Source organism: Streptomyces sp. NPDC058464 (assembly GCF_042721035.1).
Classification (GTDB): Bacteria; Actinomycetota; Actinomycetes; order Streptomycetales; family Streptomycetaceae; genus Streptomyces.
The window spans coordinates 83,838-108,674 of the sequence record NZ_JBHXMA010000035.1 but is presented as its reverse complement, the minus strand read 5'-3'; the positions used below and the strand labels follow the sequence as shown (position 1 = coordinate 108,674).

At 73.0% G+C, this 24,837-nt stretch carries 20 protein-coding genes and 1 tRNA gene; 15 read left to right on the top strand and 6 right to left on the bottom strand.

Annotated features, from left to right (window positions below):
• Positions 1 to 7 precede the first annotated feature (7 nt).
• The 4 genes from ACFWPQ_RS37240 (at position 8) to ACFWPQ_RS37225 (ending at position 7,157) form a co-directional block, all read left to right on the top strand.
• Positions 8 to 1,603 (top strand): bifunctional 3-(3-hydroxy-phenyl)propionate/3-hydroxycinnamic acid hydroxylase, encoded by a 1,596-nt coding sequence (locus ACFWPQ_RS37240; protein ID WP_384044992.1) that lies wholly within the window; start codon positions 8 to 10, stop codon positions 1,601 to 1,603.
• Complete coding sequence (locus ACFWPQ_RS37235) at positions 1,600 to 3,597, top strand: acetoacetate--CoA ligase (protein WP_384044989.1); 1,998 nt, start codon at positions 1,600 to 1,602, stop codon at positions 3,595 to 3,597. The genes ACFWPQ_RS37240 and ACFWPQ_RS37235 overlap by 4 nt, the downstream gene beginning before the upstream one ends.
• Positions 3,594 to 3,950, top strand: a complete 357-nt coding sequence (locus ACFWPQ_RS37230) for a DoxX family protein (protein WP_384044986.1) — start codon at positions 3,594 to 3,596, stop codon at positions 3,948 to 3,950. Before ACFWPQ_RS37235 ends, ACFWPQ_RS37230 begins: the two co-directional genes overlap by 4 nt.
• Positions 3,951 to 4,298: 348 nt before the next feature.
• On the top strand, positions 4,299 to 7,157 hold the full coding sequence (locus ACFWPQ_RS37225; RefSeq protein WP_384044983.1) for an ATP-binding protein: 2,859 nt from the start codon (positions 4,299 to 4,301) through the stop codon (positions 7,155 to 7,157).
• 150 nt (positions 7,158 to 7,307) lie between these two features.
• Here the strand turns inward: ACFWPQ_RS37225 and ACFWPQ_RS37220 are convergent.
• A tRNA-Arg gene (locus ACFWPQ_RS37220) sits at positions 7,308 to 7,383 on the bottom strand.
• A gap of 321 nt (positions 7,384 to 7,704) precedes the next feature.
• Here ACFWPQ_RS37220 and ACFWPQ_RS37215 point away from each other — a divergent pair.
• The 5 genes from ACFWPQ_RS37215 (at position 7,705) to ACFWPQ_RS37195 (ending at position 14,516) form a co-directional block, all read left to right on the top strand.
• Positions 7,705 to 9,312 carry a dynamin family protein gene (locus tag ACFWPQ_RS37215; protein WP_384044980.1) on the top strand — a complete coding sequence of 536 codons (1,608 nt, stop codon included), beginning with the start codon at positions 7,705 to 7,707 and terminating at the stop codon, positions 9,310 to 9,312.
• 3 nt (positions 9,313 to 9,315) lie between these two features.
• On the top strand, positions 9,316 to 11,406 hold the full coding sequence (locus ACFWPQ_RS37210; protein ID WP_384044977.1) for a YfjP family GTPase: 2,091 nt from the start codon (positions 9,316 to 9,318) through the stop codon (positions 11,404 to 11,406).
• Between the two features lie 428 nt (positions 11,407 to 11,834).
• Positions 11,835 to 12,302: a single-stranded DNA-binding protein gene (locus tag ACFWPQ_RS37205; protein WP_384044974.1), complete on the top strand. Its 468-nt coding sequence runs from the start codon at positions 11,835 to 11,837 to the stop codon at positions 12,300 to 12,302.
• Between the two features lie 464 nt (positions 12,303 to 12,766).
• Complete coding sequence (locus tag ACFWPQ_RS37200; protein ID WP_384045037.1) at positions 12,767 to 14,134, top strand: Cys-Gln thioester bond-forming surface protein; 1,368 nt, start codon at positions 12,767 to 12,769, stop codon at positions 14,132 to 14,134.
• 40 nt (positions 14,135 to 14,174) lie between these two features.
• The gene (locus ACFWPQ_RS37195) at positions 14,175 to 14,516 is read left to right on the top strand and encodes a hypothetical protein (protein ID WP_384044971.1); all 342 of its coding nucleotides are present in this window, start codon (positions 14,175 to 14,177) and stop codon (positions 14,514 to 14,516) included.
• On the opposite strand, the gene ACFWPQ_RS37190 is transcribed toward ACFWPQ_RS37195, so the two are convergent.
• The 4 genes from ACFWPQ_RS37190 to ACFWPQ_RS37175 form a co-directional block, all read right to left on the bottom strand.
• Complete coding sequence (locus tag ACFWPQ_RS37190) at positions 14,513 to 15,580, bottom strand: zinc-dependent alcohol dehydrogenase family protein (protein WP_384044969.1); 1,068 nt, start codon at positions 15,578 to 15,580, stop codon at positions 14,513 to 14,515. The genes ACFWPQ_RS37195 and ACFWPQ_RS37190 overlap by 4 nt on opposite strands.
• 178 nt (positions 15,581 to 15,758) lie before the next feature.
• A complete protein-coding gene (locus ACFWPQ_RS37185; RefSeq protein WP_384044966.1) occupies positions 15,759 to 16,517 on the bottom strand; it encodes a DUF2182 domain-containing protein in 759 nt (252 codons plus the stop codon).
• Entirely contained in the window at positions 16,514 to 17,128 is a 615-nt protein-coding gene (locus tag ACFWPQ_RS37180) for a DUF1326 domain-containing protein (protein ID WP_384044964.1), read from the bottom strand. The genes ACFWPQ_RS37185 and ACFWPQ_RS37180 overlap by 4 nt, the downstream gene beginning before the upstream one ends.
• Positions 17,129 to 17,658: 530 nt before the next feature.
• On the bottom strand, positions 17,659 to 18,390 hold the full coding sequence (locus ACFWPQ_RS37175) for a ferritin-like domain-containing protein (protein ID WP_384044961.1): 732 nt from the start codon (positions 18,388 to 18,390) through the stop codon (positions 17,659 to 17,661).
• A gap of 432 nt (positions 18,391 to 18,822) precedes the next feature.
• Here ACFWPQ_RS37175 and ACFWPQ_RS37170 point away from each other — a divergent pair, with 432 nt between their 5' ends.
• From ACFWPQ_RS37170 to ACFWPQ_RS37150, 5 genes are all read left to right on the top strand, one after another.
• On the top strand, positions 18,823 to 19,041 hold the full coding sequence (locus ACFWPQ_RS37170; protein WP_384044958.1) for a CarD family transcriptional regulator: 219 nt from the start codon (positions 18,823 to 18,825) through the stop codon (positions 19,039 to 19,041).
• Positions 19,042 to 19,635: 594 nt separating this feature from the next.
• Complete coding sequence (gene ettA, locus ACFWPQ_RS37165) at positions 19,636 to 21,300, top strand: energy-dependent translational throttle protein EttA (RefSeq protein WP_351500862.1); 1,665 nt, start codon at positions 19,636 to 19,638, stop codon at positions 21,298 to 21,300.
• 6 nt (positions 21,301 to 21,306) lie between these two features.
• Positions 21,307 to 21,720, top strand: coding sequence for an acyl-CoA thioesterase (locus ACFWPQ_RS37160; protein WP_384044955.1), 414 nt, complete (start codon positions 21,307 to 21,309; stop codon positions 21,718 to 21,720).
• Positions 21,717 to 22,391, top strand: a complete 675-nt coding sequence (locus ACFWPQ_RS37155) for a hypothetical protein (protein WP_384044952.1) — start codon at positions 21,717 to 21,719, stop codon at positions 22,389 to 22,391. The genes ACFWPQ_RS37160 and ACFWPQ_RS37155 overlap by 4 nt, the downstream gene beginning before the upstream one ends.
• A 120-nt stretch (positions 22,392 to 22,511) precedes the next feature.
• Positions 22,512 to 23,312, top strand: a complete 801-nt coding sequence (locus ACFWPQ_RS37150; protein WP_384044949.1) for a hypothetical protein — start codon at positions 22,512 to 22,514, stop codon at positions 23,310 to 23,312.
• A gap of 36 nt (positions 23,313 to 23,348) precedes the next feature.
• Here the strand turns inward: ACFWPQ_RS37150 and ACFWPQ_RS37145 are convergent, their stop codons facing one another.
• Positions 23,349 to 23,753, bottom strand: coding sequence for a globin (locus ACFWPQ_RS37145; RefSeq protein WP_384044947.1), 405 nt, complete (start codon positions 23,751 to 23,753; stop codon positions 23,349 to 23,351).
• 84 nt (positions 23,754 to 23,837) lie between these two features.
• Here ACFWPQ_RS37145 and ACFWPQ_RS37140 point away from each other — a divergent pair, with 84 nt between their 5' ends.
• Positions 23,838 to 24,809 carry a methyltransferase domain-containing protein gene (locus tag ACFWPQ_RS37140; RefSeq protein ID WP_384044944.1) on the top strand — a complete coding sequence of 324 codons (972 nt, stop codon included), beginning with the start codon at positions 23,838 to 23,840 and terminating at the stop codon, positions 24,807 to 24,809.
• Positions 24,810 to 24,837 lie beyond the last annotated feature (28 nt).

The following is a 24,837-nucleotide window of genomic DNA, read 5'->3' as shown; positions in this document are numbered from 1 at the left end:
GCCGCACATGACCGTTGAGCCGTACTCGGCCGACCTCCCCGTAGTGATCATCGGTGCCGGGCCGGTGGGTGTGACCGCCGCCCTTCTGCTTGCCCGGCGCGGAGTGCGCAGTGTCGTCCTGGAACGCCATCGGGACGTCTATCCGCTCCCGCGCGCCCTCGTCGTCGACGACGAGGTGCGCCGGATCCTGCAGGCCGCCGGCGTGGGGGAGGAGTTCGACGCCATCGCCCGCCCGGGCAACGGGCTGCGCCTCCTCGACGCCCGGCACCGGGTGATGGCCGAGTTCCGCCGCGCCGGGCACGGCCCGCACGGCTACCCGCAGACCAGCATGTTCGAGCAGCCCCGGCTGGAGCGGCTGCTCCGCGCCGAGCTGGCCCGCCGCCCGGAGTGCGAGCTGCGCGGCGGCACCGAGGTCACCGCGGTCACCGCGGCCGGCCCGGGCACCACCGGCCCCGTGCGGGTCGCCTACCGCGACGACACCGGCGAGCACGAGCTGCGGGCCGCGGCGGTGCTCGGCTGCGACGGCGCCAACAGCCTCACCCGGCGGGCGATCGGCGGCGTCTGGGAGGACCTGCGGTTCGAGGAGAACTGGACCGTCGTCGACGTCCGCACCCCGGCCGCCGTCCGCTCCTGGGGCGGGGTCGACCAGGTCTGCGACCCGGACCGGCCGGCCACCTTCATGCGCGTCGCCGAGGACCGCTACCGCTGGGAGTTCCGGCTCCGCGAGGGGGAGCGGCGGCCGCTGCGCGAGCTGGTCGCGCCGTGGCTGCCGCTGTCGTACGACGGGGAGTTCGAGGTGATCCGCGAGACGCGGTACACGTTCCGGGCGCGGGTCGCCGACCGGTGGCGCGACGGCCGGGTCTTCCTCCTCGGCGACGCCGTCCACCTCACCCCGCCGTTCATCGGACAGGGGCTGTGCGCGGGGCTCCGGGACGCGTACAACCTCAGCTGGAAGCTGGCCCGGGTGCTCCGGGAGGGCGGCGACGAAAGGTTGCTGGACACCTACGAGAGCGAACGCCGGCCGCACGCCCGGCACGTGATCCGGCTCGCGGTGGCGCTGGGCTGGGCCATGACCGGCGGCCAGGACGGCGCCGCCCCGCTGCGCCGCAGGCTGCTGGCCGCCGCCTGCCGGGTCCCCGGCCTGACCGCGGCGGCGGGCCGCGACCTCAGCCCCGCCCTGACCGCCGGCCCCCTCGTCCGGCGCGGCCCCCGCCGCGGCCTTCCCGGCACCCACTGCCCGCAGCCCTGGGTGCGCGCCGACGGCCGCCACAGCCGTCATGCCCGCCTCGACGAGGTGCTCGGCGACGACTTCACCGTCCTGACCGCCGCCCGTCCCGCGCCCTCGCTGACCGCGCTCGCCCACGGACTCGGCGTCCGCGCTGTCCCGGTGACCGCCCTCCACGACGACGGCACGCTCGCCGCCTGGCTGCGCGCCGGCCGGGCGGACGCCGTCCTGCTGCGGCCGGACCGCGTCGTCCTGGACGTCGTCCCGGCCGGCGGGCGCACCTTCACGGACACCGCCGCCTGGGCCGCCCTGCTGCACACCGCGCGCAGCCCCCACCCCGTCGAGAACAGCCTGCCGAGGAGCACCACCACGCCATGAACGGTCCCGACCCGTACCCCAGCTCCGCCCCCAGCTCCGCCCCCTTCACCAGGCCCGATCCGCGGGCCGTCGCGGACAGCCGCATCGCGGACTTCGCCCGCCGCGCCGGGCTGGACGGCACCGACTACGCCGCCCTGCACCACTGGTCGGTCACCGACCTGGAGGGCTTCTGGGCCGCGGTGTGGGAGTACTTCGACATCGACGCGGCCACCCCGTACGAGCAGGTGCTCGACGGCGAACGGATGCCGGGCGCCCGCTGGTTCACCGGGGCCACCCTCAACTACGCCCACCACGCGCTGCGTCACCTTCCGGCCGACGGGCCCGCCGTCATCGCCCTCGACGAGACCGGCTCCGGGTACGAGGTGACCGGGGGCCGGCTGCGCGCCCAGGTCGCCTCCGTCGCCGCCACCCTGCGCGACCTCGGGGTGGGCCCCGGCGACCGGGTCGTCGGCTACCTCCCCAACACCCCGCACGCGATCGTCGCGTTCCTCGCCGCCGCGAGCCTCGGCGCCGTGTGGTCGGTGTGCGGGCAGGACTACGCGCCGCGGGCCGCAGCTGCCCGGTTCGGCCAGCTCGACCCCGTCGTGCTGATCGCCGCCGACGGCTACCTCTTCAACGGCGCGACCCACGACCGGCGCGACGCCGTCCTCGAACTCGCCGCCGCCCTGCCGACGTTGAAGGCCACCCTGCTGGTGGACCACGTGGGTCTGCCGTGGCCCGCCCGGCCGTACCCCTCGCTGGTCGTCCCCTGGGAGGACGCGGCCACCCGCACCGAGGAACTCGCCTTCGTGCCGGTCCCGTTCGACCACCCGCTGTGGGTCGTCTTCTCCTCGGGCACGACGGGGCTGCCCAAGGGCATCGTGCACGGCCACGGCGGAGTCCTGCTCGAACACCTCAAGACCCTCGGCCTGCACTCCGACCTCGGCCCCGGCGACCGGCTCCTCTGGTACACCACCACCCACTGGATGATGTGGAACCTGGTCGTCTCGACCCTGCTCACCGGCGCCACCACCTGCACCTACGACGGCAGCCCGGCACCCTTCGCCAAGCCCGACACGCTGTGGGAGCTGGCCGCCCGGCACCGGGTGACCGTCTTCGGCACCAGCCCCCAGTACCTGCTGGGCATGGCCAAGTTCGGCATCGACCCGACCGTGCACGACCTCTCGGCGGTCCGCGTGGTCGGCTGCACCGGCTCCGCCCTGCCCGCCTCCGCCTATCCCTGGGTCCGCGACCACGTCGGCGAGCGGGTCCTGCTGGCCTCCATCAGCGGCGGCACCGACGTGGTATCCGGCTTCGCGGGCAGCGCGCCCAGCACCCCGGTGTGGGCGGGGGAGTTGTCCGCGCCCCACCTGGGCGTGGCGCTGGCCGCGTACGACCCCGAGGGCTTCCCGGTCACCGACCGGGTCGGCGAACTCGTCGTCACCCGGCCCATGCCGTCGATGCCGCTGTACTTCTGGAACGACCCGGACGGCACCCGCTACCGCGACGCCTACTTCTCGGTGTACGAGGGCGTGTGGCGGCACGGCGACTGGATCACGGTCACCGGACACGGCTCGGTGATCGTGCACGGCCGCTCCGACTCCACGCTCAACCGCAACGGCGTGCGCCTGGGTAGCGCCGACATCCACGACGTCGTCGAACGCCTGCCGGAGATCGCCGAAGCCCTGGTCGTCGGCGTCGAGGAGCCCGACGGCGGCTACTGGATGCCCCTGTTCGTGGTCCTCGCGCCCGGGGCGGCCCTGGACGACGCCCTGCGCGACCGGATCCGCGCCGCCGTCCGCACCGGCGTCTCACCCCGTCACGTCCCCGACGAGATCCTCGAAGTGCCGGGCATCCCGCACACCCGGACCGGCAAGAAGCTGGAGGTCCCGGTCAAACGCCTGCTCCAGGGCGCGCCGATGACGGACGCCGCGGACCCGTCCGCGGTGGACGCACCGGACCTCCTCGGCCACTACGCCCGGCTGGGTGCCGCACGCCGCGAGCGGCCCGCGTGAGCGCCCGCCCGGTCTCCCTCGCCCTCGCCGTCGTCCTGGCCCTGGTCTTCCTGCCGCTGGGTGCGGCGAAGATCGCCGCGCTGCCGTTCATGCGCCGGGCGGCGGCACACCTCGGCATGACGACCGGCCGCTACCGGGTCATCGGGGCGCTGGAGGTGGCCGGGGCCGCCGGGCTGCTGCTCGGACCGGTCTCGGCCCCGCTGGGGACGGCCGCCGCGGGCGGGCTGGCGCTGCTGATGGCCGGGGCGGCCGTGGCCCACCTGCGCCGCGGCGACCCGCCCGCCCGCGCGCTGCCCGCCGCCGTGCTGCTCGTGGCGACGGCGGCGTACGCCTGGCTGTGCGCAGCCGCGTAGCGGACGAACCGGCCGCGGACGTCGCCAGGTACCCGCCAGGTACCGGGCTGGTACCGGGCTGGTACCCACCCGGTACCAGCTCGGTACCAGCCCGGCGGGGCCTCGGGCTCCGGGGAGTCCCGGAGTCCGCCCGCTCCCCGGGCTCCGCAGCGGTGCGTGCGTGGTCGCGTGGCCGGGGCGGGACTACGTGGTTCACGGGATGCGGTGCCGTCGGGCGCGGAAGAAAGCTGGGGCCGTGCTGTCCGGGTACCTGGAGAGCTCCGATCGCGTGGCAACCGCTCGCCCTCTCTTCCGCGTCCCGGGGAGCGCACTCGGGCACCGGCCGACGAGCGTGGGAGTTGAGTGGTCTTGGGTCGTAGCACACCGCTGCGGGGTCGTTCCGACCAACTGTCGCTGGGGCTCGCCGTATTACGCCGTACGGTGCGGTCCGGTCAGAGCGGGATCGTCCTCGTCACCGGCGAGCCCGGGATGGGCAAGAGCGCGCTGCTGGACGCCCTGACCTGCGAGGCCGCCCCGCTCGGCTTCGTGATCGGGCGGAGCTCGGTGGACGAGATAGCGCGGACCACGCCCGGCGCGCCCCTGCTGATGGCGCTCAGGTCGGGGCCGCTGGCCTCGGCCGGGGCCGGGGCCGGGGAGATCGCCGAACTCGACGGGCTGTCGGCGCGGCCTCTCACCTTCATGGACCGGATCGGCGAGATCCTGGAGCGCGCCGCGGCGGCCACCCCCGTCCTGATCGCCGTGGACGACGTGCAGTGGGCCGACCAGCTCAGCCGCACGGCGCTGTCCGCGCTGCCCGGCTGGCTCGCCGGGCACCCGCTGGTGTGGGTGTTCACCAGCAGGGACCCCGACTGCGAGGTCTTCCGCGACCTGACGGCCCGCACCACCCCCTCGACACCCGTCACCGTCGTCCCGCTGGCGGCCCTCGGCCGGGACGACGTCCTGCAGATCGCCCGGGACCGGCTCGGCCGCCCGCCCTCGGAGCCGGTCCGCCGGATGCTCGACGGCGTCGGCGGCAGCCCCTTCCTGGCGGTCCAGCTCCTCGAAGGGCTGCTGCGGGCGGCAGCGCGCGGCGAGCCCGCCGACCGCGTCCCCGACGAGTTCATCGCGGGCGTCCGCCGCTCGCTGGCCGGCCTCGACCCGGCCGCCGCCGACGTGGTGCGGATGGCCTCGGTGCTGGGCCGGACCTTCGCCGTGGACGAGATGGCCGAACTCCTCGCCCCCCGGCACGACCACGCGTCGGTCCCCCGGCACGACCATGCGTCGGTCCCCCGGCACGACCACGCGTCGGTCGTCCGGTACGACCACGCGTCGGTCGTCACCGGCGTGGAGGCCGCCCTCGCCTCCGGGCTGCTCGGCACCGCCGGGCACCGCATCGGCTTCCGCCACGACCTGGTCCGCGAGACCGTCTACGGCGCCCTCTCCGACGGCGCCCGGCGCCGCTTCCACCGCGGCTGCGCCGCGTTCCTGATCGACGGCGGCCACAGCCCCCTGGAGGCGGCCCCGCACGCCAGGCTCAGCGTCACCCCCGACGACGAGGACTGCGTCCGGATCCTGCGGGACGCCGCCGAGGAGGCCGTACCGGCACTGCCCGAGACCGCCGGGAAGCTGGTCACCGAGGCGTTCCGGCCGCTGCGGCCGGGCAGCCAGATATGGCGTGAGACGGGGGAGCACTGCGTGGACGTGCTGGGCCGGGTGCAGCGGGCGGCCGACGCGGTGCACCTCGCGGAGACGCTGCTGCGGCGCACGAGCGAGCCCGAGGCGACGGCCCGGATCCAGGTGCTGATGTCCCGCGCGCTGTGGCTGACCGGCAACCTCGGCGACTCCGTGGAGCGGATCGGCAGGGTCCTGGCGCTGCCCGGCATCTCACCGGCGCTGCGGGCCAGGCTGGAGGCGGCCCGGGCGCTGGCGCTGACCGGCCACGACGCCTCCGCCGCCCGGGCCGTGGCACCGGCCGCGCTCCAGCAGGCGCGGGCGGTGGACGACCGGGAGGCCATGGTGCTGGCGCTGCAGGCGGTCGGGGAGGTCGGCCGCAACTCCGGGCACCACCTGGAGGCCATGGCCGCGTTCCGCGAACTGCGGCAGCTGGAGGGCGTGAACCACGTCGCCGGCGAGATCATCGAACTGCAACTCCTCGACCGCTACGAGGAATCCGAGGCGCTCATCGCCGCGGCCCTCGCCGACGCCCGGGACGAGGTCGAGGCGGTCCGGCCCTCCCTGCTCTCCGCCCACATGTGGCACGACTTCAACCTCAGCAGGCTGGACGACGCCGAGTCGGGGGCCCGGGCGCTGATCTGCATGAGCCAGGAACTGGGCGGCCACGTCTACGAGTTGGATGCCGTCGTGGTGTACGCCTCGGTGTGCGCGCTGCGCGGCGAGTGGGAGCGGGCCAAACGTCTCGTCGCGGACCGGGAGAGCCGGAGCACGGCCGACGACGGCATCCGCAAGCCCAGCCTCCGGCTGATGCGCGGCTGGTTCGCCGCGGCCGAGGGACGGCCCGCGGACGCCGTGGACATCCTGGCCCCGGTCCTCTACACCGCCCGCGAGTCGAGGACCTGCTGGCCCTGGTGGCCCGGCTGGACGCGGCTGCTGCTGGCCATCGGCACGGCCGCGGGCGACGAGCGCTTCGCCAAGGAGGCGCTCACCCTCGCCGAGGAGGGCGCCGCCCGCAATCCGGGCATCGCCAGCTACGAGGGGATCGCCTACCAGACCCAGGGCCTGGCCCGGCAGGACCTCACCCTGCTGGAGCAGGCCGCCGACACCCTCGGCCGCAGCCCCCGCCCCGAACTCCAGGCCGGCGGAGCCGCCGACTACGGGAAACTGCTGGCCGCCCGGGGCCGGCGCGCGGAGGCCGCCGTCCACTTCGACCGGGCCTGGGCCATCTACGACCGCATGGGCGCCCGCCCGGCACAGGACTCACTGCACCGCGCGGCCCGCAAGGCCGGCATCCGGCGCCCCGAGTGGTCCGCCGGGGCCGGGAGCGCCCGCCCGACCCACGGCTGGGCCGCCCTCACCGACGCCGAGGCCCGGGTGGCGGCCCTCATCAGCGCCGGCCACACCAACCGGTCGGCGGCCGCCGAACTCGGCGTCTCGCCCAACACCGTGGGCACCCACCTGCGTTCGGTGTTCACCAAGCTCGACGTCAACTCCCGCGTCCAGCTGGTCAACGCCCACCGCAACCGCACGGACGAGAGCTTCGGGATCCGGTAGCGGGAATCCGGTAGCGGGAATCCCGGGAGACACGGAGGGCACCCTCCCATTTCGAGCCACGGATGCGCGGGGCGCCCGGCCGGGAGGGTGACGTATCCCTGAAAAGCGGCGCTTACCTGCGACGATGTCCGAACAGGTGCGAACCGCGGGTGGCGCCCCCGGCAGGACTCGAACCTGCGGCCAAGCGCTTAGAAGGCGCCTGCTCTATCCACTGAGCTACGGGGGCCGGCTGTGCTGGCCTCGTACGTACTGCCCTGGTGGGGGCGGGTCCGTGACGTTGCCGGGGACAAGGATAGAACTCCCCGATCCTTCTCCCTGCTGCTTCGCCTCCGTGGCTCAATGTGGAGGTTCGGTGAAGCGGTCCTGATAATCGCAGGCAGGTACGAATCGTGCATCGCTTTTGGCGCCCGGCGCACCGGGTGTTGTGCACTCGTTATGCCTGGACTGTGCCTCCGTCCCAGTCGCCCCTTCCGCCCGTTGTGTCCTGTCGGCGCGCAGACATATCTATATGCTTCAGAATTCCCCTAAAATTGGGCATTCTTCGCATGTGGTGACCTTGGACGTACGGCCTCAGCTGCTCGACACACTCTCCGCCCTGCGCGACCGTGTCGCTGCCGCACGCTTTCCGCTGCCCCTGGCGGGGGCTCCACGCGCGCGTGCCAACCGCGACGAACTGCTCGCACAGCTCGACGACTATCTGGTGCCCCGCCTCAGAGAGCCCGAAGCGCCACTTCTGGCCGTCGTGGGCGGATCGACGGGCGCCGGAAAGTCGACCCTCGTCAACTCACTCGTGGGCCGCCGGGTCAGCGAGGCGGGCGTGCTGCGGCCGACCACCCGCACGCCGGTCCTGGTCTGCCATCCGCAGGACCACCACTGGTTCAGCGGCATGCGCGTGCTGCCCGACCTCACCCGCGAGTGGGTACCTCACCAGGAATCCCGCGACGAACCCTTCCTCCCCGACGAGAACCGCGCGCGCGTGCTGCGCGTCGAGACCGCCGACAGCATCCCGCGCGGCCTCGCCCTGCTCGACGCCCCCGACATCGACTCCCTGGTCGTCGGCAACCGCGTCCTCGCCGCAGAGCTCATCTGCGCCGCCGACGTCTGGGTGATGGTGACCACGGCCGCCCGCTACGCCGACGCCGTCCCCTGGCACCTGCTGCGCGCCGCCAAGGAGTACGGCGCCACCCTGGTGACCGTCCTCGACCGGGTCCCGCACACGGTCGTCTCGGAGGTCTCCCGGCAGTACGGCGCCCTCCTCACCAAGGCCGGACTCGGCGACGTCCCCCGGTTCACGGTGCCCGAACTGCCCGAGTCGGCCTGGGGCGGCGGCCTGCTCCCGGCCACCGCGGTCGCCCCGCTGCGCGCCTGGCTCCTCCACCAGGCCCAGGACCCCGGCGCCCGCAGCCACACCCTGGCCCGCACCGCCCACGGCCTCCTCGACTCCCTCAAGGCCCGCATGCCCGAACTGGCCGGCGCCGCCGCCGCCCAGTACGCCGCCGCCCTGCGCCTGACCTCCGCCGTCGACACGGCGTACGACAGCGAGCACGCGCGCGTGAAGGGGCGCCTCCAGGGCGGAGCCGTCCTCGCCGGGGACGCCCTCAAGCGCTGGCGCGCCTACCCCCTCGACTGCTCTCCCGGCGAACTCCTGGACGCCCTGGTGGAGAGCCTCGCCGCCCTGCTGCTGTGCTCCGTCACCGCGGCCGACGAACGCGTCGACGACGCCTGGCGCCGCGAGCCGGCCTCCGCCGCCCCCGGCCTCACCGAGCGGGACCCCTCCCTGGAGAGCGCCGAGCACCGCATCGGCCTCGCCGTACGGCGCTGGCGGCGCGAGCTGGAGGAGTACGCCGACGACGAGGTGCGCGAGCTCGACCGCAGCGTCGCACCGGACTCCGAGGTCGTCGCCGCCCTGGTCGCCACCGCGCTGCTCGGCGGACGCCGCGCCAAGGCGGCCGGGGAGCGGCTCGCCGAGCGCATCGGCGCCCACGGCGCGCTGCGGCTGCGCGACCGCGCGGGACGGCTGCTCACCGACCACGTGGACCGCGTCCTGCACGCCGAACGCGAACGCCGCATCGCCCCGCTCGAGGCCCTCGACGTGCACCCCGAACCCCAGGCCGAACTCATCGCCGCCCTGTCCGTCCTGCAGAAGGAGAGGTGACCGGTGACCGCCGTCACTGACCACGACCACACGGATCACATGGAACGCATGGATCACACCAGTGACTACACCGGTGACTACACCAGCGACTTCGAAACCGGCCTGACCGCGGCGGACCCCACGCCGGACGCCGTACGGGAGTCCGCGCGAGAAGCCGTACGGGAGTCCGCGCAGGAACGTGTCTCCGACTCCGCGCCGGGAGGCGCCCCGCACCGGAAGGCGACCGAGAAGAAGCCCGCGGACGCCGCCGGGCCGCCCGAAGCCCCGGAGGCCCGCGAGGCGGCCGAAGCCACCGGGGCCGCCGCCGGAACCGAGAACGTGCCGCACGCGCGCGTGCGGGAGCAGCGTGAGCCGGCCGACGGCGACCCGGTCACCGAGGACGATCCGGCCGGCGCCGACGACGTCTGGGACGACGGCCTCATCGCCCGCCGCGTCACCGAGACCGCCAAGGCCGCCGTACCCGTCCTGGAGACCCGCGGCCCCGGCGCCCCGCCCCCCGCCCCGCTCGCCTACGACGGCCCGCTGCGCTCCCGCCTCGACGCCCTGCGCGAACTCGTCGGCCTCTCCCGCACCCGCCTCGACAGCACCGCCCTCGCCGAGGCCGGCCGGGTCCTGGACGAGGCGGCCGCCCGGCGTCGGCTCTCCGGCCAGCACACCGTCGTCGCCCTCGCCGGCGCCACCGGCAGCGGCAAGTCCCAGCTGTTCAACGCCCTCGCCGGCGTCGCCATCTCGGAGACCGGGGTACGACGCCCCACCACCGCCGCGCCCATCGCGTGCAGCTGGAGCGACGGCAGCGCGGCCCTCATCGACCGGCTCGGCATCCCGGGCCGGCTGCGCCGCCGCCCCGTGCACAACCCGGAGGCGGACGCACAGCTGCGCGGACTGGTCCTGATCGACCTGCCCGACCACGACTCGGCCGCCGTCCAGCACCGCGCACAGGTCGACCGGATCCTGAAACTGGTCGACGCGGTGATCTGGGTCGTCGACCCCGAGAAGTACGCCGACGCGGTCCTCCACGAGCGCTATCTGCGGCCCATGGCCGGCCACGCCGAGGTCATGTTCATCGTCCTCAACCAGACCGACCGGCTGCCGGGCGAGGCCACCGACCAGGTCCTGGACGACCTGCGCCGGCTGCTCGACGACGACGGCATCGCCCTCGGCGAGTACGGCGACCCGGGCGCGACCGTGCTCGCGCTGTCCGCGCTCACCGGCGACGGCGTCGGTGAACTGCGCGAGGTGCTCGGCCAGTTCGTGTCCGAGCGGGGCGCGGCGGCTCGCCGGGTCGCCGCCGACGTGGACGCCGCCGCGGCCCGGCTGCGGCCCGTCTACGCCACCGGGCGGCGCGCCGGGCTCAGCGAGGAGGCGCGCGACGAGTTCGCCGCGCGGCTCGCGGACGCGGTCGGCGCCACCGCCGCAGGCGAGGCCGCCGAACGGGCCTGGCGGCGCAACGCCAACCGGGCCTGTGGCACGCCCTGGCTGCGGCTGTGGCGCTGGCACCAGAAGCGCGGTGAGCCGCCCACCGGGCGCCTGCAGCAGACCCAGCCCGAGGTGGAGGCCACCGCGCGGCAGCGCGTCGAGCAGGCGGTGCGCACGGTCTCCGAACGGGCCTCGGCCGGGCTGCCGGCGCCCTGGGCACAGGCGGTGCGCGAGGCGGCCGTACGCGGCTCGCAGGGCCTGCCGGAGGCACTCGACGACCTGGCCGCACGGGCCGGGCTGCCACCGGGGCGGCCACCGCGGCCGGGCTGGTGGCCGGTGGCGGTGCTCGCCCAGGCCGCCATGACGCTCCTTCAGGTGGTCGGCGGGCTGTGGCTGGTGGGGCAGATCGCCGGGGTGACGGCGCCCAACCTGGGCGTCCCGGTGCTGCTGATGGTCGCCGGGATCGTCGGCGGACCGCTGGTCGAGTGGGGCTGCCGGATCGCGGCCCGCGGCCCGGCCCGCCGCTACGGCCTGGAGGCGGAACGCCGGCTGCGCGAGGCGGCGGCCGGCTGCGGCCGGGCCCGGGTGCTGGACCCGGTGGCGGCGGAGCTGCTGCGGTACCAGGAGGTACGGGAGCAGTACGGGAGGGTGACGCGGGCGAACGCCGGGGCGGTGTGACGGACACCGGGGCGGTGTGACGCGGCCGGGGCCGTCGCCGGGGCGCGGCCGGGGCAGGGCGCCCGGGTCGGGCCCCGGCCGACGCCGGGTCGGGTGAGGCTCGGTCCGGGGCCGGTCCGGGGCCGGTCTGGGTGGCGCCCGGACCGGGGTGAGGGGCCGTCCGGAGGAGGCGGGTCACTCGTCCGGGTGGCGGAGTTTTCCACCGGTCCCCGGTGGTCCACAGCGCTCGGCGGGCCCGGGCCGACGGCGGGCACTCTGGTCCCGCGGCGATCGCGACGCACCCGGACGCACTCGGACACGCTCGACGAACACGAACACGAGCACGGACGCATCCCACGCACGCGGCCGCCGCGCTGGACACCGCCGTACGGGACGGACCGTACGCGGATCCGCCCGGCCGCGGCGGCCGGGCGAGGGAGGGGTTCGTGATGAACGAGACGATGGTCTGCGCGGTGGGCAACGTGGCGACGCAACCGGTGTTCCGGGAGCTGGCGGCGGGACCGTCGGCGCGGTTCCGGCTCGCGGTGACCTCGCGCTACTGGGACCGCGAGAAGAACGCCTGGACGGACGGCCACACCAACTTCTTCACGGTGTGGGCCAACCGGCAGCTCGCCACCAACGCGGCGACCTCGCTGACGGTCGGTGACCCGGTCGTCGTGCAGGGCAGGCTGAAGGTGCGCACCGAGACCCGGGAGGGCCAGCAGTGGGCCTCCGCCGACATCGACGCGGTGGCGATCGGCCACGACCTCGCCCGCGGTACGGCGGCCTTCCGGCGCACCGGCAAGCCGGACACCGCGACACCGGCACCACCGCGCCCGGAGCCGAACTGGGAGACACCGGCGGAGCCTCCGGCGGCCGTCGCCGAACCGGAACCGGAACCGCTGGCCGTGTCGTGACCAGGCGTGCCGTGACGTGACGTGAAGTCGGCCCGCACCAGGCCCTGTTCACCACGAACATCCCGTGCCGCGGCCGACCGACCGCTCGTCGGCGCTTCTTGACGGCTTGACGGCTTGACGGCTTGACGGCCTGATGGCTTGACGGTTTGACGGCGGACGGGCTCCGAAGCACCCGCCAAGGTGACCGGATGGACTTGTCGACAAGCCCTGCTCGCCGACGCTCCCGCGATAACGATTACGGATCGGATCGCTCATCGGACCATCTCACCGGGAAAGGCCGGTCCGGCTGATCCATAGGATGCCGGGCATGGCCCCTGGGGCCGCTGATTCTGCTGGTGGGACCACCCCCCCCCGCGTCCAACGGGTCCTGCTCGAAGGGGAATTCTGTGCTCGCTGCGTTCTCTGGTTCCTCGGCGCCCCGCGCGTCCGCCAGGCACTACGGCCCGGCCGTGGCCGCGAGAGGCATGTCCCGCCTCGCCGCCGCGGCCCTGGTGTCCGGGCTGGTGGCCGCCGCCGCGCTGACCGGCGCCGGCCGGGCCGCCGCCGACGACGGGACCGCCGCGAGCCAGAGCGGGGCGACGGCGACCATGAGCGGCCTGAAGACCTACGGCGAGGCCGTGGTCCACGGCGACAGCGGCGACGAGCAGGTGGCCGCGGGCCTGTTCGAGATGTCCGTGGACGGCGGCGGCACGCTCCAGACCTACTGCGTCGACCTCCACAACCCCACCCAGCGGGACGCCAAGTACCACGAGACGGCGTGGAGCGGCACCTCGCTCGGCGCCAACAGGAACGCCGGCAACATCCGCTGGATCCTGCAGAACTCCTACCCGCAGGTCAACGACCTCGCCGCGCTGGCCCGCAAGGCAGGCGTCGGCAGCCTCAGCGAGCAGGACGCGGCGGCCGGCACCCAGGTGGCGATCTGGCGCTACTCGGACGGCGCGGACGTCGACGCCGTCGACCCGCAGGCCGAGAAGCTCGCCGACTACCTGGAGAAGAACGCCCGCGGCCAGAACGAACCGCAGGCCTCGCTGACCCTCTCGCCGGCGGCCGTCTCCGGCCGCCCGGGCGGCCTGCTCGGCCCGGTGACGGTCCACACCAACGCGGACACGGTCGCCGTGATCCCGCCGTCCGACGCGGCCCTGAGCGGCGTACGGATCACCGACAAGGCCGGCAAGCCGGTCACCACCGCGCGGAACGGCAGCGAGCTGTACTTCAGGGTTCCCGACGACGCGGCCGACGGCTCCGCCGAGCTGGCCGTCCAGGCGTCGACGACGGTCCCCGTCGGCCGGGCCTTCACCTCCGAGAGCCGCAGCCAGACGCAGATCCTGGCGGGCTCCAGCGAGTCGACGGTCACCGCGACCTCCAACGCGACCTGGGCGGACCAGGGCGCGATACCGGCCCTGTCGGCCGAGAAGAACTGCGACCGCAGCGGCGTGGACATCACCGCGGCCAACACCGGCGACCAGCCGTTCACGTTCGAGCTGGTGAGCACCGAGTACAGCATCCCCGCCCACACCTCCCGGACGGTGACCATCCCGCTCCAGGAGGACCAGCCCTACGACTTCACGATCACCGGCGCGAACGGCCTCGAACGCCGCTTCACGGGTGTCCTCGACTGCAAGACCCAGGGCACGGACGCCGGCCTCAGCACCCAGACCCTCAGCGAGCCCAGCCCCGCCTCGGTCGGCGGTACCGCGGCCGACGTCAACCTGGCGGCGACCGGCGGCGGCTCCGCGACCGGCGTGATCGCGGGCGTGGCCATCGGCCTGGTGGTGATCGGCGGCGCGGTCCTGGTGATCCTGCGCCAGCGGGAGAACCAGCAGACCGACTGAGTCCGGGACGAGTGCCCGGGCCACCGGGCACTATGGCCTCATGACCAACTCACCCGGCGCGTCGTCGTCCTCGGACTCCGTCCTGTCCCTGTGGTCGCAGGACTCGGTGCTGTCGATCGGCTCGGTGGGCTCCGTGCTCTCCATCGGGTCGGTCGGCTCGGCCCTCTCCGTCGGCTCGATCGGCAGCGCCCTGTCGGTGGGCTCGATCGGCTCGGCGCTGTCCCTCATCTCGGCCGGCTCCTGGCTGAGCACCGGCTCCGTCCTCTCGGCCAACTCCCGCTGGTCGACTCTCTCCTGGCGCTCCGACCGCACCTTCCGCACCGCCGGCGCGGTGGCAGCGGTGGCGGCGACCGCCCTCCTCCTGCGCAGAGCCCGGCACTAGACAGACCCTTCTCCGTCGCGGTCCCGCCCGTCGTCGAGGACGAAGAGCGGTTTGGCGCCATGGGCGGGTGCCTCGGCGAACGAGACGGCTTCGGCGAAGCGTTCGAGCGGGAACGGCCGGCCCTCGGGGATGCTCAGCACGCCGTCGGTGACGAGGGTGCGCACCTCGCACAGCGCGTCCAGGACATCCGCAGGCGAGGCGGTGCCGAACCAGCGGTTCAGCCAGAAGCCACGGACCACTTTGGTCTCGTAGATGAGCGAACGCGCCGACAGCGGGATCGTCAGCGCCACCGGGTCGGTCCGGCGATGGGTGGAGAGCGCGCCGTAGACCACGGTCTCCCCGCCCGGAGCCAGCGCCTGGGACACCTGGGCACCCAGCTGTCCCGCGACACAGTCGACGGCCTTGCGCACGCCGGCCGGTCCCGCGATCTCGGCCACCCGCCGCACCAGGTCCTCGTCCTCGGTGCAGACGACCTCGTCGCCGCCCAGCGCCTTGATCTCCGCGACGGCGGCGCGCCGCCGCACCACGTTGATCGTGCGAATACCCAGATGCCCGGCCAGCTGGACGACGAGCCGGCCGACGGTGGAACCCGCCGCCGTCTGCAACAGCCATTCCCCCGGCTGGACATCGAGTTCGCGGTTCACCAGGAGCAGCGCGGTCAGCGGGTTGACGGCGAGTTGGCAGGCGCTGGAGTCGCTCAGACGGTCGGGAACCGGCAGCAGCCTGTGCGTGTCGGCGACAAGGTATTCCTGCCAGGTACCGGCCACAGGCGGCCCGGGTACGGCCGGGACGGCGGCGACCACCACCCGCTCGCCGATCCTCAGCCCCTCGGTGCCCGGCCCCAGGGCCTCGATCCGGCCCACGCATTCCATGTTCCCCCCGACCGCGGGAAACGCGGGGGAGAAGCCGTAGCGACCACGCAGCACGTGGAGGTCACTGGCGTGAACCGGAGTCGCCCCCACCCGGATCAACGCCTGGCCGTCTTCTGCCACGGGAACAGGCCGGGACTCCAGCCGCAGCACGTCGTTCGGCTCGCCGACCTCTCCGGCTACGAGCGCGCGCATGGATCGCGGCATGAGTGACCTTCCGTCTCCCGGCACCCGGCACACCCGTCACACCTGGCACCCCACGACCGACGGCCCGGCGGGCGCTCTGGGCACTCCCCCCAGCCTGCGCTCCTCCCCGAGCGCTGTCATGTCGAAAGAAGCAGAGCCGGACACCACCCTCCGGCGCCGCCCGTCCTCACATCCCGGCCATGCCGCCACCGGTGAGGCCCGGGGCCAGCGCCGGGACCCAGAAGACGGCGCCGGCCAGGGCGAGCGAGGCGACTCCCACTGCGCGGGCCACCAGGCGCCCGGCCGGAGCCAGCTTCTCGGCGGTGATCACGGCGGTCAGGACCACCATGGCCCAGAGGTTCATCACCCCGAACGCCGCCAGCAGCACCATCAGCGACCAGCAGCAGCCCAGGCAGAAGGCCCCGTGGTGGGCTCCGGCCCGCAGATCGCGCGAGGGCCCCGGGTACGAGGCGTAGCGCAGCATCAGCCCGATCGGCGAGCGGCACCTCGCCAGGCAGCGGTCCTTGAGCGGCGTGAGCTGGTAGACGCCGTTGGCCGCGAACACGGCCGCGGCCACCGCGGTCCCCGCCACGGCCGGGAGGCCCGCCGCGCGGCCGAGGCCGGCCGCCAGCCCGTACGCGGGCAGCCCGGCCGCGGCCCAGACGAGCAGGTAGGCGACCGTGAAGACGACCATGCGAGGGGCCCGGTGCACGGTGATGGTGCGTGCGTACAGCGCGCCCACGGGCGCCGTGGCCGGCAGCATCATCGCGGCCATCATCAGCGTCCACACGGCGAGGAACGAGGGCAGGCCCAGCCCCATGGTGCCCGGCATCGCCTGCATGCCGCCCCACCGCGCCACCACCCACACCCAGGCGGCGGCCGCCGCGACCAGCAGCAGTCCCGCGGGACCCGCCCCGCGGCGGACGGCGACCGGCCGACCGGTCACGCGGACCACGTGAAGGGCGCCGAGTGTCCGTTGCCGCCGGAGAAGTCCCAGGAGCGGCCGTACACGCCGTCGCCCGTCGCCCGGGTGGAGCGGGCGACGGTCAGCGTGCTGTTCACCGGGTGGAACATGCCGGTCAGGCCCATGACCGGACCGTCCTCGCCGAACTGCGGGGCGACCTGGTCCTCGATCTCGATGTCGATGGCGTCGCCCACCCGTGCGGCGTGGCGGCGGCCGTCGTCGCGGTAGTCGATGGGGACGCGCTCCACGCCGAGGACCTCGCCGATGAGCGGAGTGAGCGCAGCCATCGGCCCGCCCGCCCGGCCGGAGAAGACCCTGCCGAGCGCGTCCGCCTGGCCGTCGTCGGCCGAGGCGTCCAGATACAGCGCCACCTGCCAGCCGCCTTCGGACATCACCCGCGGCGCGTCGATGAAGACGGCGACGTTGCGGGCGGACACGTCCACGCCGTCCACGTTCCCGCTGTCCACGTGGAACGCGAAGGTCACCTGGCAGCGCTCGTGGTCGGCCGGCGCGGTGAGACCCGAGGTGGTGCAGGGACACACCACGTCGCAGTTGCAGCTCTCCAGATACGTACCGCTCATATTCCAGGGCATGGCTCTCCGCCTCCCTCTCCCACGTCCCCCTCGGCAAAGGGAGTGCATCGGGAGGCCCCGCTCCGTCCCGGTGCCACTCCTCTCCAGGCTATTCCCGACGACCCACGTCGCGCAGATCCACTGCCGGCGCGGCTCACCGACCTGGAGCCACACCTTCGTGGTGCCGAACACGAAGGCTGCCGCAGAGGCGGCCCAGAGCGTTGCGGCGACCGGCGACCCGTTGAGGGACCAGCGGAACGAAGTCCGTTCCTCCGGGCGCCCCTGAGCACCGTCGCGGACGTGGGCGCGGAGGGCGTCCTCACCCGGACGGTATATCTCTCGCACGGCTGCGCACGGTACGACGACGTGGCGGAACATCGGCGGAGTGACCGGCCCGTACCAGCCCCCGAGCGCGGTCTCCCACAACGACGCCGACACGGCACGACCGTATCGGGCGGGTACGGCGTCAGCGGATCAACGGCGGACGAAGAACGAGTCTGCACACCACCCGGCCGTTCCCTTCAGAGCCGTCCCGAAAGGGCTGTGTCTCGTCAGCCCGTGCTCGTCCACGCGTCCGGTCGGGGAGCCAGCACCGCGGAGACCACCGAGCGGGACGAGCTCATGACATCGCCGACGAATCGCAGGTGCCCGACGCCGAGCCGGCGCAGCGCCGGTCCGTGGTCGGCGGCGACGACGAGGCAGACCGCGAGCAGCAGGAGCCGCCACAGGGCCATCACCGGGCGGCGCACCGCACGGGGCAGCTCCGCCAGTGAGGCGTGCAGGCGCTCGCAGTGGAACGGGACGTGGCGCTCCTCGTCGGACAGGATGCGTCGCGCCACCTCCGAGGTGAGCGCGTCGCCGGTGCCGTCCCGCAGGGCCCGGTAGTAACGCAGCGCCACGACCTCCGCGATCATCAGCACCAGCAGCTCCATGCGCAGGCCCATGAGACGCCGCAGCCGTACGAAGACCGTGTCGCTCCAGTGCCCGGCCAACGTCGGCATGCCCCCCGCGGCGAGCAGCCGGGCCAGCAGCCGCGCGTGGTTCTGCTCCTCGGCGACGAAGAGCCGGACCGCCCGGCCGTAGTCGGCGTCGCCGGCCTGGTCCGCCTTGCCGACGAGGTTGGCACCGTCACCGTCCTCGCCGACCTGGAAGCGCTGGACACTGCCCCATATCGCCGGATGCAGCGCCGCACCCCGCCCCCACTCCGGATCCCCCTGCGCACGCCTGCGCTCACGCTCGTCCTCGAACCGCCGTGTCCACTTGGCGAACCCGTCCGCAAGCACCCGGTCTCCCCTCTTCGGTGACACGCCGCCGTGCCCCTGGAGAGGGACGACGCAGGACCGGCACCGAAGCGTTCCCTGGACAGCCGCTTCCCCGGCGCGACGTACGTGTGGGACGCCCGAGCCGGGCAGGGACCCCTGCGGTGTCGAGGAGCCGGTTCATGTCCTCGACGGGGAGACCGGGCATCCAGCCCGACATCGGCAACCGGCATCAACAACAGTGCAGTGGGGCGATCCTGCCCCTGAAACGCGCACCTGATCGATCGGCGCGCTCCTGCCGGAGGGTCGTCGGCTGAGGCCCGTGCCACAACCGTGCCAGATGTCGGGGCCTTACCGGCCCGGAAACACCAGGTCAGTGGCGTGATGTGGTTGTCCCCCTCCCAATCTGTGCCGACGGCCACAGCGAGCGGGACACAGGCAGGCGCATACTGACCTATGACAAAATCCGCGGTACCCAAGCGTCACCTGCCCACCAGCCCCTTCAAGGCCCCGGTCACACGGGCTCCCGAGCACTTCGCCATCGGCGACCAGGTCACACATGACGTGCACGGCCTCGGCCGGGTAGTCGGCATCGAGGACGCCGCGGCGCTCGTGGATTTCGGCTCGGCACAAATGCGGATCTTGAGCCCGTACGCCAAAATGACCAAACTGTAGGTCCCCCGTGTGCCCGGTCGCGGCACGCCAGGCCCCCTCAGGGACCTGTAACGAAAGGCAGACCTCCCATCGACTCGACGTCGCTGTTCTCCGCCCTGGAAGAGCAACCCCGCAGCTCCACTGCGGTGTCGCCGCCTCCGAGGACAAACCCCTTCCAGGCCCCGGACTTCGGAGAAGAAGAGACTCCCTGGTCCGAGGACGCACAGGAGCCCACCTCGGGCACGCGCGCGGCGCGCTCCAAGGCTGCCTAGCGGATAGCGGTGGTACGGACGGCCGCTCGCGGGCCGTCCGTAGTGCTGTGCCGGGAGGAACCTGCGCGTCCGGCAGGCAGCACGCAAGACGAAGGCCCCGACCCTCTTGTACGGTCAGGGGCCGCCGATGACGTGCGGTGGGTGTGGGCCGACTCCTGGGCGGCCCCTGGGCCGTACGACGCTCCCCGAAGCCGCTCGACGGCGACCGGCAGGCCGCCGCAACCATCACCGAAACCCCAGGTCACAGCCCCCGCACCGAACGGGTTAACACCCAAGGCTGGACGTCAGGCAAGATGGGGTGTATCTGCCCACTGCCAGATTTCAAGCTGCCGGACGGTTTCTCTTGGCTGAGTTCATTTACACCATGCGCAAGACGCGCAAGGCGCACGGCGACAAGGTGATTCTCGATGACGTCACCCTGAACTTCCTGCCGGGGGCCAAGATCGGCGTCGTCGGTCCGAACGGTGCCGGTAAGTCGACCGTGCTGAAGATCATGGCGGGGCTGGAGCAGCCCTCCAACGGTGACGCCTTCATCTCGCCCGGTTACAGCGTCGGCATCCTCATGCAGGAGCCCACGCTCACCGAGGACAAGACCGTCCTGGAGAACGTCCAGGAGGGTGTCGCCGAGGTCAAGGGCAAGCTCGACCGGTTCAACGAGATCGCCGAGCTGATGGCCACCGACTACTCCGACGCGCTGCTCGACGAGATGGGCAAGCTGCAGGAGGACCTCGACCACGCCAACGCGTGGGACCTCGACGCCCAGCTGGAGCAGGCCATGGACGCGCTCGGGTGCCCGCCCGGCGACTGGCCCGTCACCACCCTCTCCGGTGGTGAGAAGCGGCGTGTGGCGCTCTGCAAGCTGCTGCTGGAGGCCCCCGACCTGCTGCTCCTCGACGAGCCCACCAACCACCTCGACGCCGAGTCGGTGAACTGGCTGGAGCAGCACCTCGCCAAGTACGCCGGCACCGTGGTCGCCATCACCCACGACCGGTACTTCCTCGACAACGTCGCCGAGTGGATTCTGGAGCTCGACCGCGGGCGTGCCTACCCGTACGAGGGCAACTACTCCACGTACCTGGAGACCAAGGCCACCCGTCTCAAGGTCGAGGGTCAGAAGGACGCCAAGCGGCAGAAGCGGCTCAAGGAAGAGCTGGAGTGGGTGCGGTCGAACGCCAAGGGGCGCCAGGCCAAGTCCAAGGCCCGTCTCGCGCGGTACGAGGAGATGGCCGCCGAGGCCGACAAGATGCGGAAGCTGGACTTCGAGGAGATCCAGATCCCGCCGGGCCCGCGGCTCGGCAGCATCGTCGTCGAGGTCGACAAGCTGAACAAGGCCTTCGGCGAGAAGGTCCTCGTCGACGGACTGTCGTTCACGCTGCCGCGGAACGGCATCGTCGGCGTCATCGGCCCGAACGGCGCCGGCAAGACCACGCTCTTCAAGATGATCCAGGGCCTGGAGACGCCGGACTCCGGCGACATCAAGGTCGGCGAGACCGTCAAGATCTCCTACGTCGACCAGGGCCGCTCCAACCTCGACCCCAAGAAGACGCTGTGGGAGGTCGTGTCCGACGGGCTCGACTACATCAACGTCGGCCAGGTGGAGATGCCGAGCCGGGCGTACGTGTCCGCGTTCGGGTTCAAGGGCCCGGACCAGCAGAAGCCGACCGGTGTCCTCTCCGGCGGTGAGCGCAACCGCCTCAACCTCGCGCTCACCCTCAAGCAGGGCGGCAACCTGCTGCTCCTCGACGAGCCGACCAACGACCTGGACGTGGAGACCCTGTCCTCCCTCGAGAACGCGCTTCTCGAGTTCCCGGGCTGCGCCGTGGTCGTCTCCCACGACCGGTGGTTCCTCGACCGGGTGGCGACCCACATCCTCGCCTACGAGGGCGAGTCCAAGTGGTTCTGGTTCGAGGGCAACTTCGAGTCGTACGAGAAGAACAAGATCGAGCGGCTCGGGCCGGACGCCGCGCGTCCGCACCGTGCCACCTACAAGAAGCTGACCCGGGGCTGATCGAACTTGCGTCATCTCTACCGCTGCCCCCTGCGCTGGTCCGACATGGACGCGTACGGCCATGTCAACAACGCGGTCTTCATCCGCTACCTGGAGGAAGCCCGGATCGACTTCCTGTTCCGCCCGGACAAGGAGTTCAAGCAGGGGTCGGTGGTGGCGCGCCACGAGATCGACTACAAGCGGCAGCTCGTGCACCGGCACCACCCGGTCGACATCGAGCTGTGGATCACCGAGATCAGGGCCGCGTCCTTCACCATCACCTATGAGGTGAAGGACGACGACCTGGTCTACGTACGGGCCTCGACGGTGGTCGTGCCGTTCGACTTCGAGGCGGGCCGGCCGCGCCGGATCACCGCCGAGGAACGGGACTTCCTGGAGGGGTACCGTGACGACGACAAGGAGGAGGCCGTCGCCGCATGACGGTGCTCCACCTCGCTGACGACGGGGAGGCCGCGGATCTCGCGGCCTTCCTCTCCCGGCTGCTCCGCTACGACCGTTCGGCCGCGGTGCGGCTGCAGGCCGCCGGCACCGCACTCGCCGTCTTCGGGCGGCCGCCGTCCTTCGAGGTGCTGGCGATCCGCGCGGTGCGGCTCGCCAAGCCGTACGAGGACGGCCTGGACGTCACCCTCGACGTGACCGTGTCGGCGGGGGAGCTGCTGGAGTCGGTCGACGAACAGGCCGCCACGGCCGCCGTGCCGGGGGCGGTGACCGGGCCGCCCTGGGCCGGGGTGCTGCCGCCGCGGGGCGGCTGGCGGGCCGAGCCGGGGCTGCCGGCGCCGCAGGCGCTGCGGGCCACGGTCGCCGCCGCGGTCGGTGAATTCCGGTCCCGTACCGAGGAGTTGGCCCCGGAGGGTCGTACCAGGGCCGAACTCGACCGGATCGGGCGGGACATCTGGTCCCGTACGGTCGGCGACACCCGGCTGCCGGTCCGGGCCGTGCACGCGGCGCAGTCCCTGGGCTTCCTGCGGCCGGACGACGAGGCCGAGGCCGTGCTGCTCTCGGCGGGCGCGTGGCTGCGGCTGCGGACGCCGTTCGGGTCGATCGCCGTACGGCGGGCGGGACTCGGGGCACTGGACGTCAGCGTCCGCTGAGAGCCGTCGGTGGAGTTGTTCCACCAGGGGGACTAATCAGCACATATCACTGGTGCGTCGTGGTGATGTCGTCACGGAGAGTATCTAACGTGGCGTGTTCCGACCACGAAAGGTGTCAGTGTGAGAACTCGCTTCGGAACGAAACGGAGATCGGCGCTCGGCGTCACCGTCGCGGCGCTGGTCGCGATCGTCGCCGCCTCGGCCGTCCCGGGAGCGGCCTCCGCCGTCCCGGCCGGAGGGAACTACGGACGGTCGGCCCACTGGGGCGTCATCACCCGCAACACGATCGGCTCGCCCGTCGCCGCCCTGCGGGACGGTCCCTTCGTCCCGGTCGCCGTACGGCCCGAACTGGCCCATCCGCCCTACGGCCACGGCAGCCTCGGGATCGAGGTGGCGGATCACTCCACCTCACTCAGCACACCCAGTGAGACCGTCCACTTCGGCAACGAGGTCGACTTCTACGGCGCCCCGGTCCTGCGACTGCATCAGGTCGGCTTCCACGTCTTCCAGACCGGTGAGAACGTCGGCTACGGCCACGGCATCGTGAACATGCCGAACATCAGGTTCGAGATCAATCCGAACCTCAGCAGCTCCGGCGCCACCTACTCCTCGATGGTGTGGAATCCGCCCGACTCGCCGGTGACGAACCAATGGAGTGGCTACCTGGACGCCACCACGACCGGCGGATGGTGGCTCACGGGCAACGCGGGAACCGCGACCGGCTGCACACTGGCCACCCAGTGCACCTTCCCGCAGCTGATGACGGCCCTCAACGACGGCGGCGCGGAGCCCGTCATCTACACCGCCGGCGTGAGCAAGGGCCGCGACTTCATGTGGATCGGGGCCGTCGACGGCCTGCGGATCAACGAGACCGTCTTCGACTTCGAACCCGGCGGAGTCAGAGCGCGCCACGCCCGCTGAGCCGCCGCACGCCGACACGCCGAGGACGGGCGGCGGTCAGTCGGGGGTGTTGACCATCGAGGCGGCCGCGTAGGTGAGGTAGTTCCAGAGCTGTTCCCGGTGCTCCTCGGAGAGACCGAGCTCGTCCACGGCCACCCGCATGTGCCGCAGCCAGGCGTCGTGCGCCGCCCGGTCCACGGTGAACGGCGCGTGCCGCATCCGCAGCCGCGGGTGGCCGCGGTTGTCGCTGTACGTCGTGGGGCCGCCCCAGTACTGCATCAGGAACAGGGTGAGCCGTTCCTCGGCCGGTCCCAGGTCCTCCTCCGGGTACATCGGCTTGAGGATCGGGTCCTCGGCGACGCCCTCGTAGAAACGGTGGACCAGTCGGCGGAAGGTCTCCTCCCCGCCGACCTGCTCGTAGAAGGTCTTCTCCTGAAGCGTGCCGCGCCGAATCTCTCTCACCCGTACATGGTCTCAGACAGGGTGACCCAGGACTCAAGGCCTAGGACCCCGGGCCGGGCGGGGACACGCGCCTAGGGTGGAGACATGGGCGGCTACGACAGCGGGATCGAGGGGCTCGCCGCCGTGGCCCGGGCCGCGCTGGTGCGGGAGATCGACGCCGAGGGGGTCTGGGCGGCGGAGCCGGTGTGGCGGGAGGCGTTCGCGGAGGTGCCCCGGCACCTGTTCGTGCCCTACTACTACGTCGCCGGGGCGCACGGCTATGAGCGCCGGTGGGGCGAGAGCCCGGATCCGGCGGCCCGGGAACGGTGGGTGCGCGGCGCCTACGAGGACGTACCGCTGGCCACCCGGCTGCGCGACGGCGAGCTGCTCTCCTCCAGCAGCCAGCCCTCGCTGATGGCGCGGATGCTGGTCGCCCTGCGGGTGGCCGACGGCGACCGGGTGCTGGAGATCGGCGCCGGCACCGGGTACAACGCGGCACTGCTGGCGCATCGGCTGGGCGACGACGACCTGGTCACCACCGTCGACGTGGAGCCGGAGATCAGCGAGTCCGCGCGGCGGCACCTGGCCGCGGCGGGGTACCGGCCGGCCGTGGTCACGGGGGACGGGGCGCGGGGGGTGCCGGAACGGGCGCCGTACGACCGGATCATCGCGACGTGTTCGCTGCCGAGCGTGCCGCGGGCGTGGGTCGACCAGTGCGGGGAGGGGGCGCGGATTCTCACGCCGGTGGCCACGGGGTTGCTGGCGCTGACCGTGCGGGGCGGGTGCGCCGAGGGGAGGTTCCTGCCGTCGGCGGCGTTCTTCGTGCCGTTGCGCGGGATGCCGCGGGCGGGGGTGGGGGATCTGGGCGGGGTGCCGCCAGGAGCCCTGGGGGATGAACTGTTCCAGTTCCTGGCCGAGCTGACCCAGGGGGTGCTCAGTCCGCGGGAGGCGTACGAGGTGTGGGCGGGGGAGGGGATGCCCGGGCGGGAGCGGTATGGGGTGAGCGTCGGGAAAGACGGGGAGTGGTTGTGGCTGGACGACCGGGAGGGGCCGTTCGTCTGGCCGCTCCCGGTCTGAGCACGGTTCTTCGGCTGCGGGCCGGTGG

What these genes read in the sequence shown, in the direction of transcription:
- ACFWPQ_RS37240 (WP_384044992.1), top strand. Translation starts at nt 8, where the DNA reads ATGACCGTTGAGCCGTACTCGGCCGACCTCCCCGTAGTGATCATCGGT.
- ACFWPQ_RS37235 (WP_384044989.1), top strand. Translation starts at nt 1,600, where the DNA reads ATGAACGGTCCCGACCCGTACCCCAGCTCCGCCCCCAGCTCCGCCCCC.
- ACFWPQ_RS37205 (WP_384044974.1), top strand. Translation starts at nt 11,835, where the DNA reads ATGAACGAGACGATGGTCTGCGCGGTGGGCAACGTGGCGACGCAACCG.
- ACFWPQ_RS37200 (WP_384045037.1), top strand. Translation starts at nt 12,767, where the DNA reads ATGTCCCGCCTCGCCGCCGCGGCCCTGGTGTCCGGGCTGGTGGCCGCC.
- ACFWPQ_RS37195 (WP_384044971.1), top strand. Translation starts at nt 14,175, where the DNA reads ATGACCAACTCACCCGGCGCGTCGTCGTCCTCGGACTCCGTCCTGTCC.
- ACFWPQ_RS37190 (WP_384044969.1), bottom strand. Translation starts at nt 15,580, where the DNA reads ATGCGCGCGCTCGTAGCCGGAGAGGTCGGCGAGCCGAACGACGTGCTG.
- ACFWPQ_RS37180 (WP_384044964.1), bottom strand. Translation starts at nt 17,128, where the DNA reads ATGCCCTGGAATATGAGCGGTACGTATCTGGAGAGCTGCAACTGCGAC.
- ACFWPQ_RS37170 (WP_384044958.1), top strand. Translation starts at nt 18,823, where the DNA reads ATGACAAAATCCGCGGTACCCAAGCGTCACCTGCCCACCAGCCCCTTC.
- ACFWPQ_RS37155 (WP_384044952.1), top strand. Translation starts at nt 21,717, where the DNA reads ATGACGGTGCTCCACCTCGCTGACGACGGGGAGGCCGCGGATCTCGCG.
- ACFWPQ_RS37140 (WP_384044944.1), top strand. Translation starts at nt 23,838, where the DNA reads ATGGGCGGCTACGACAGCGGGATCGAGGGGCTCGCCGCCGTGGCCCGG.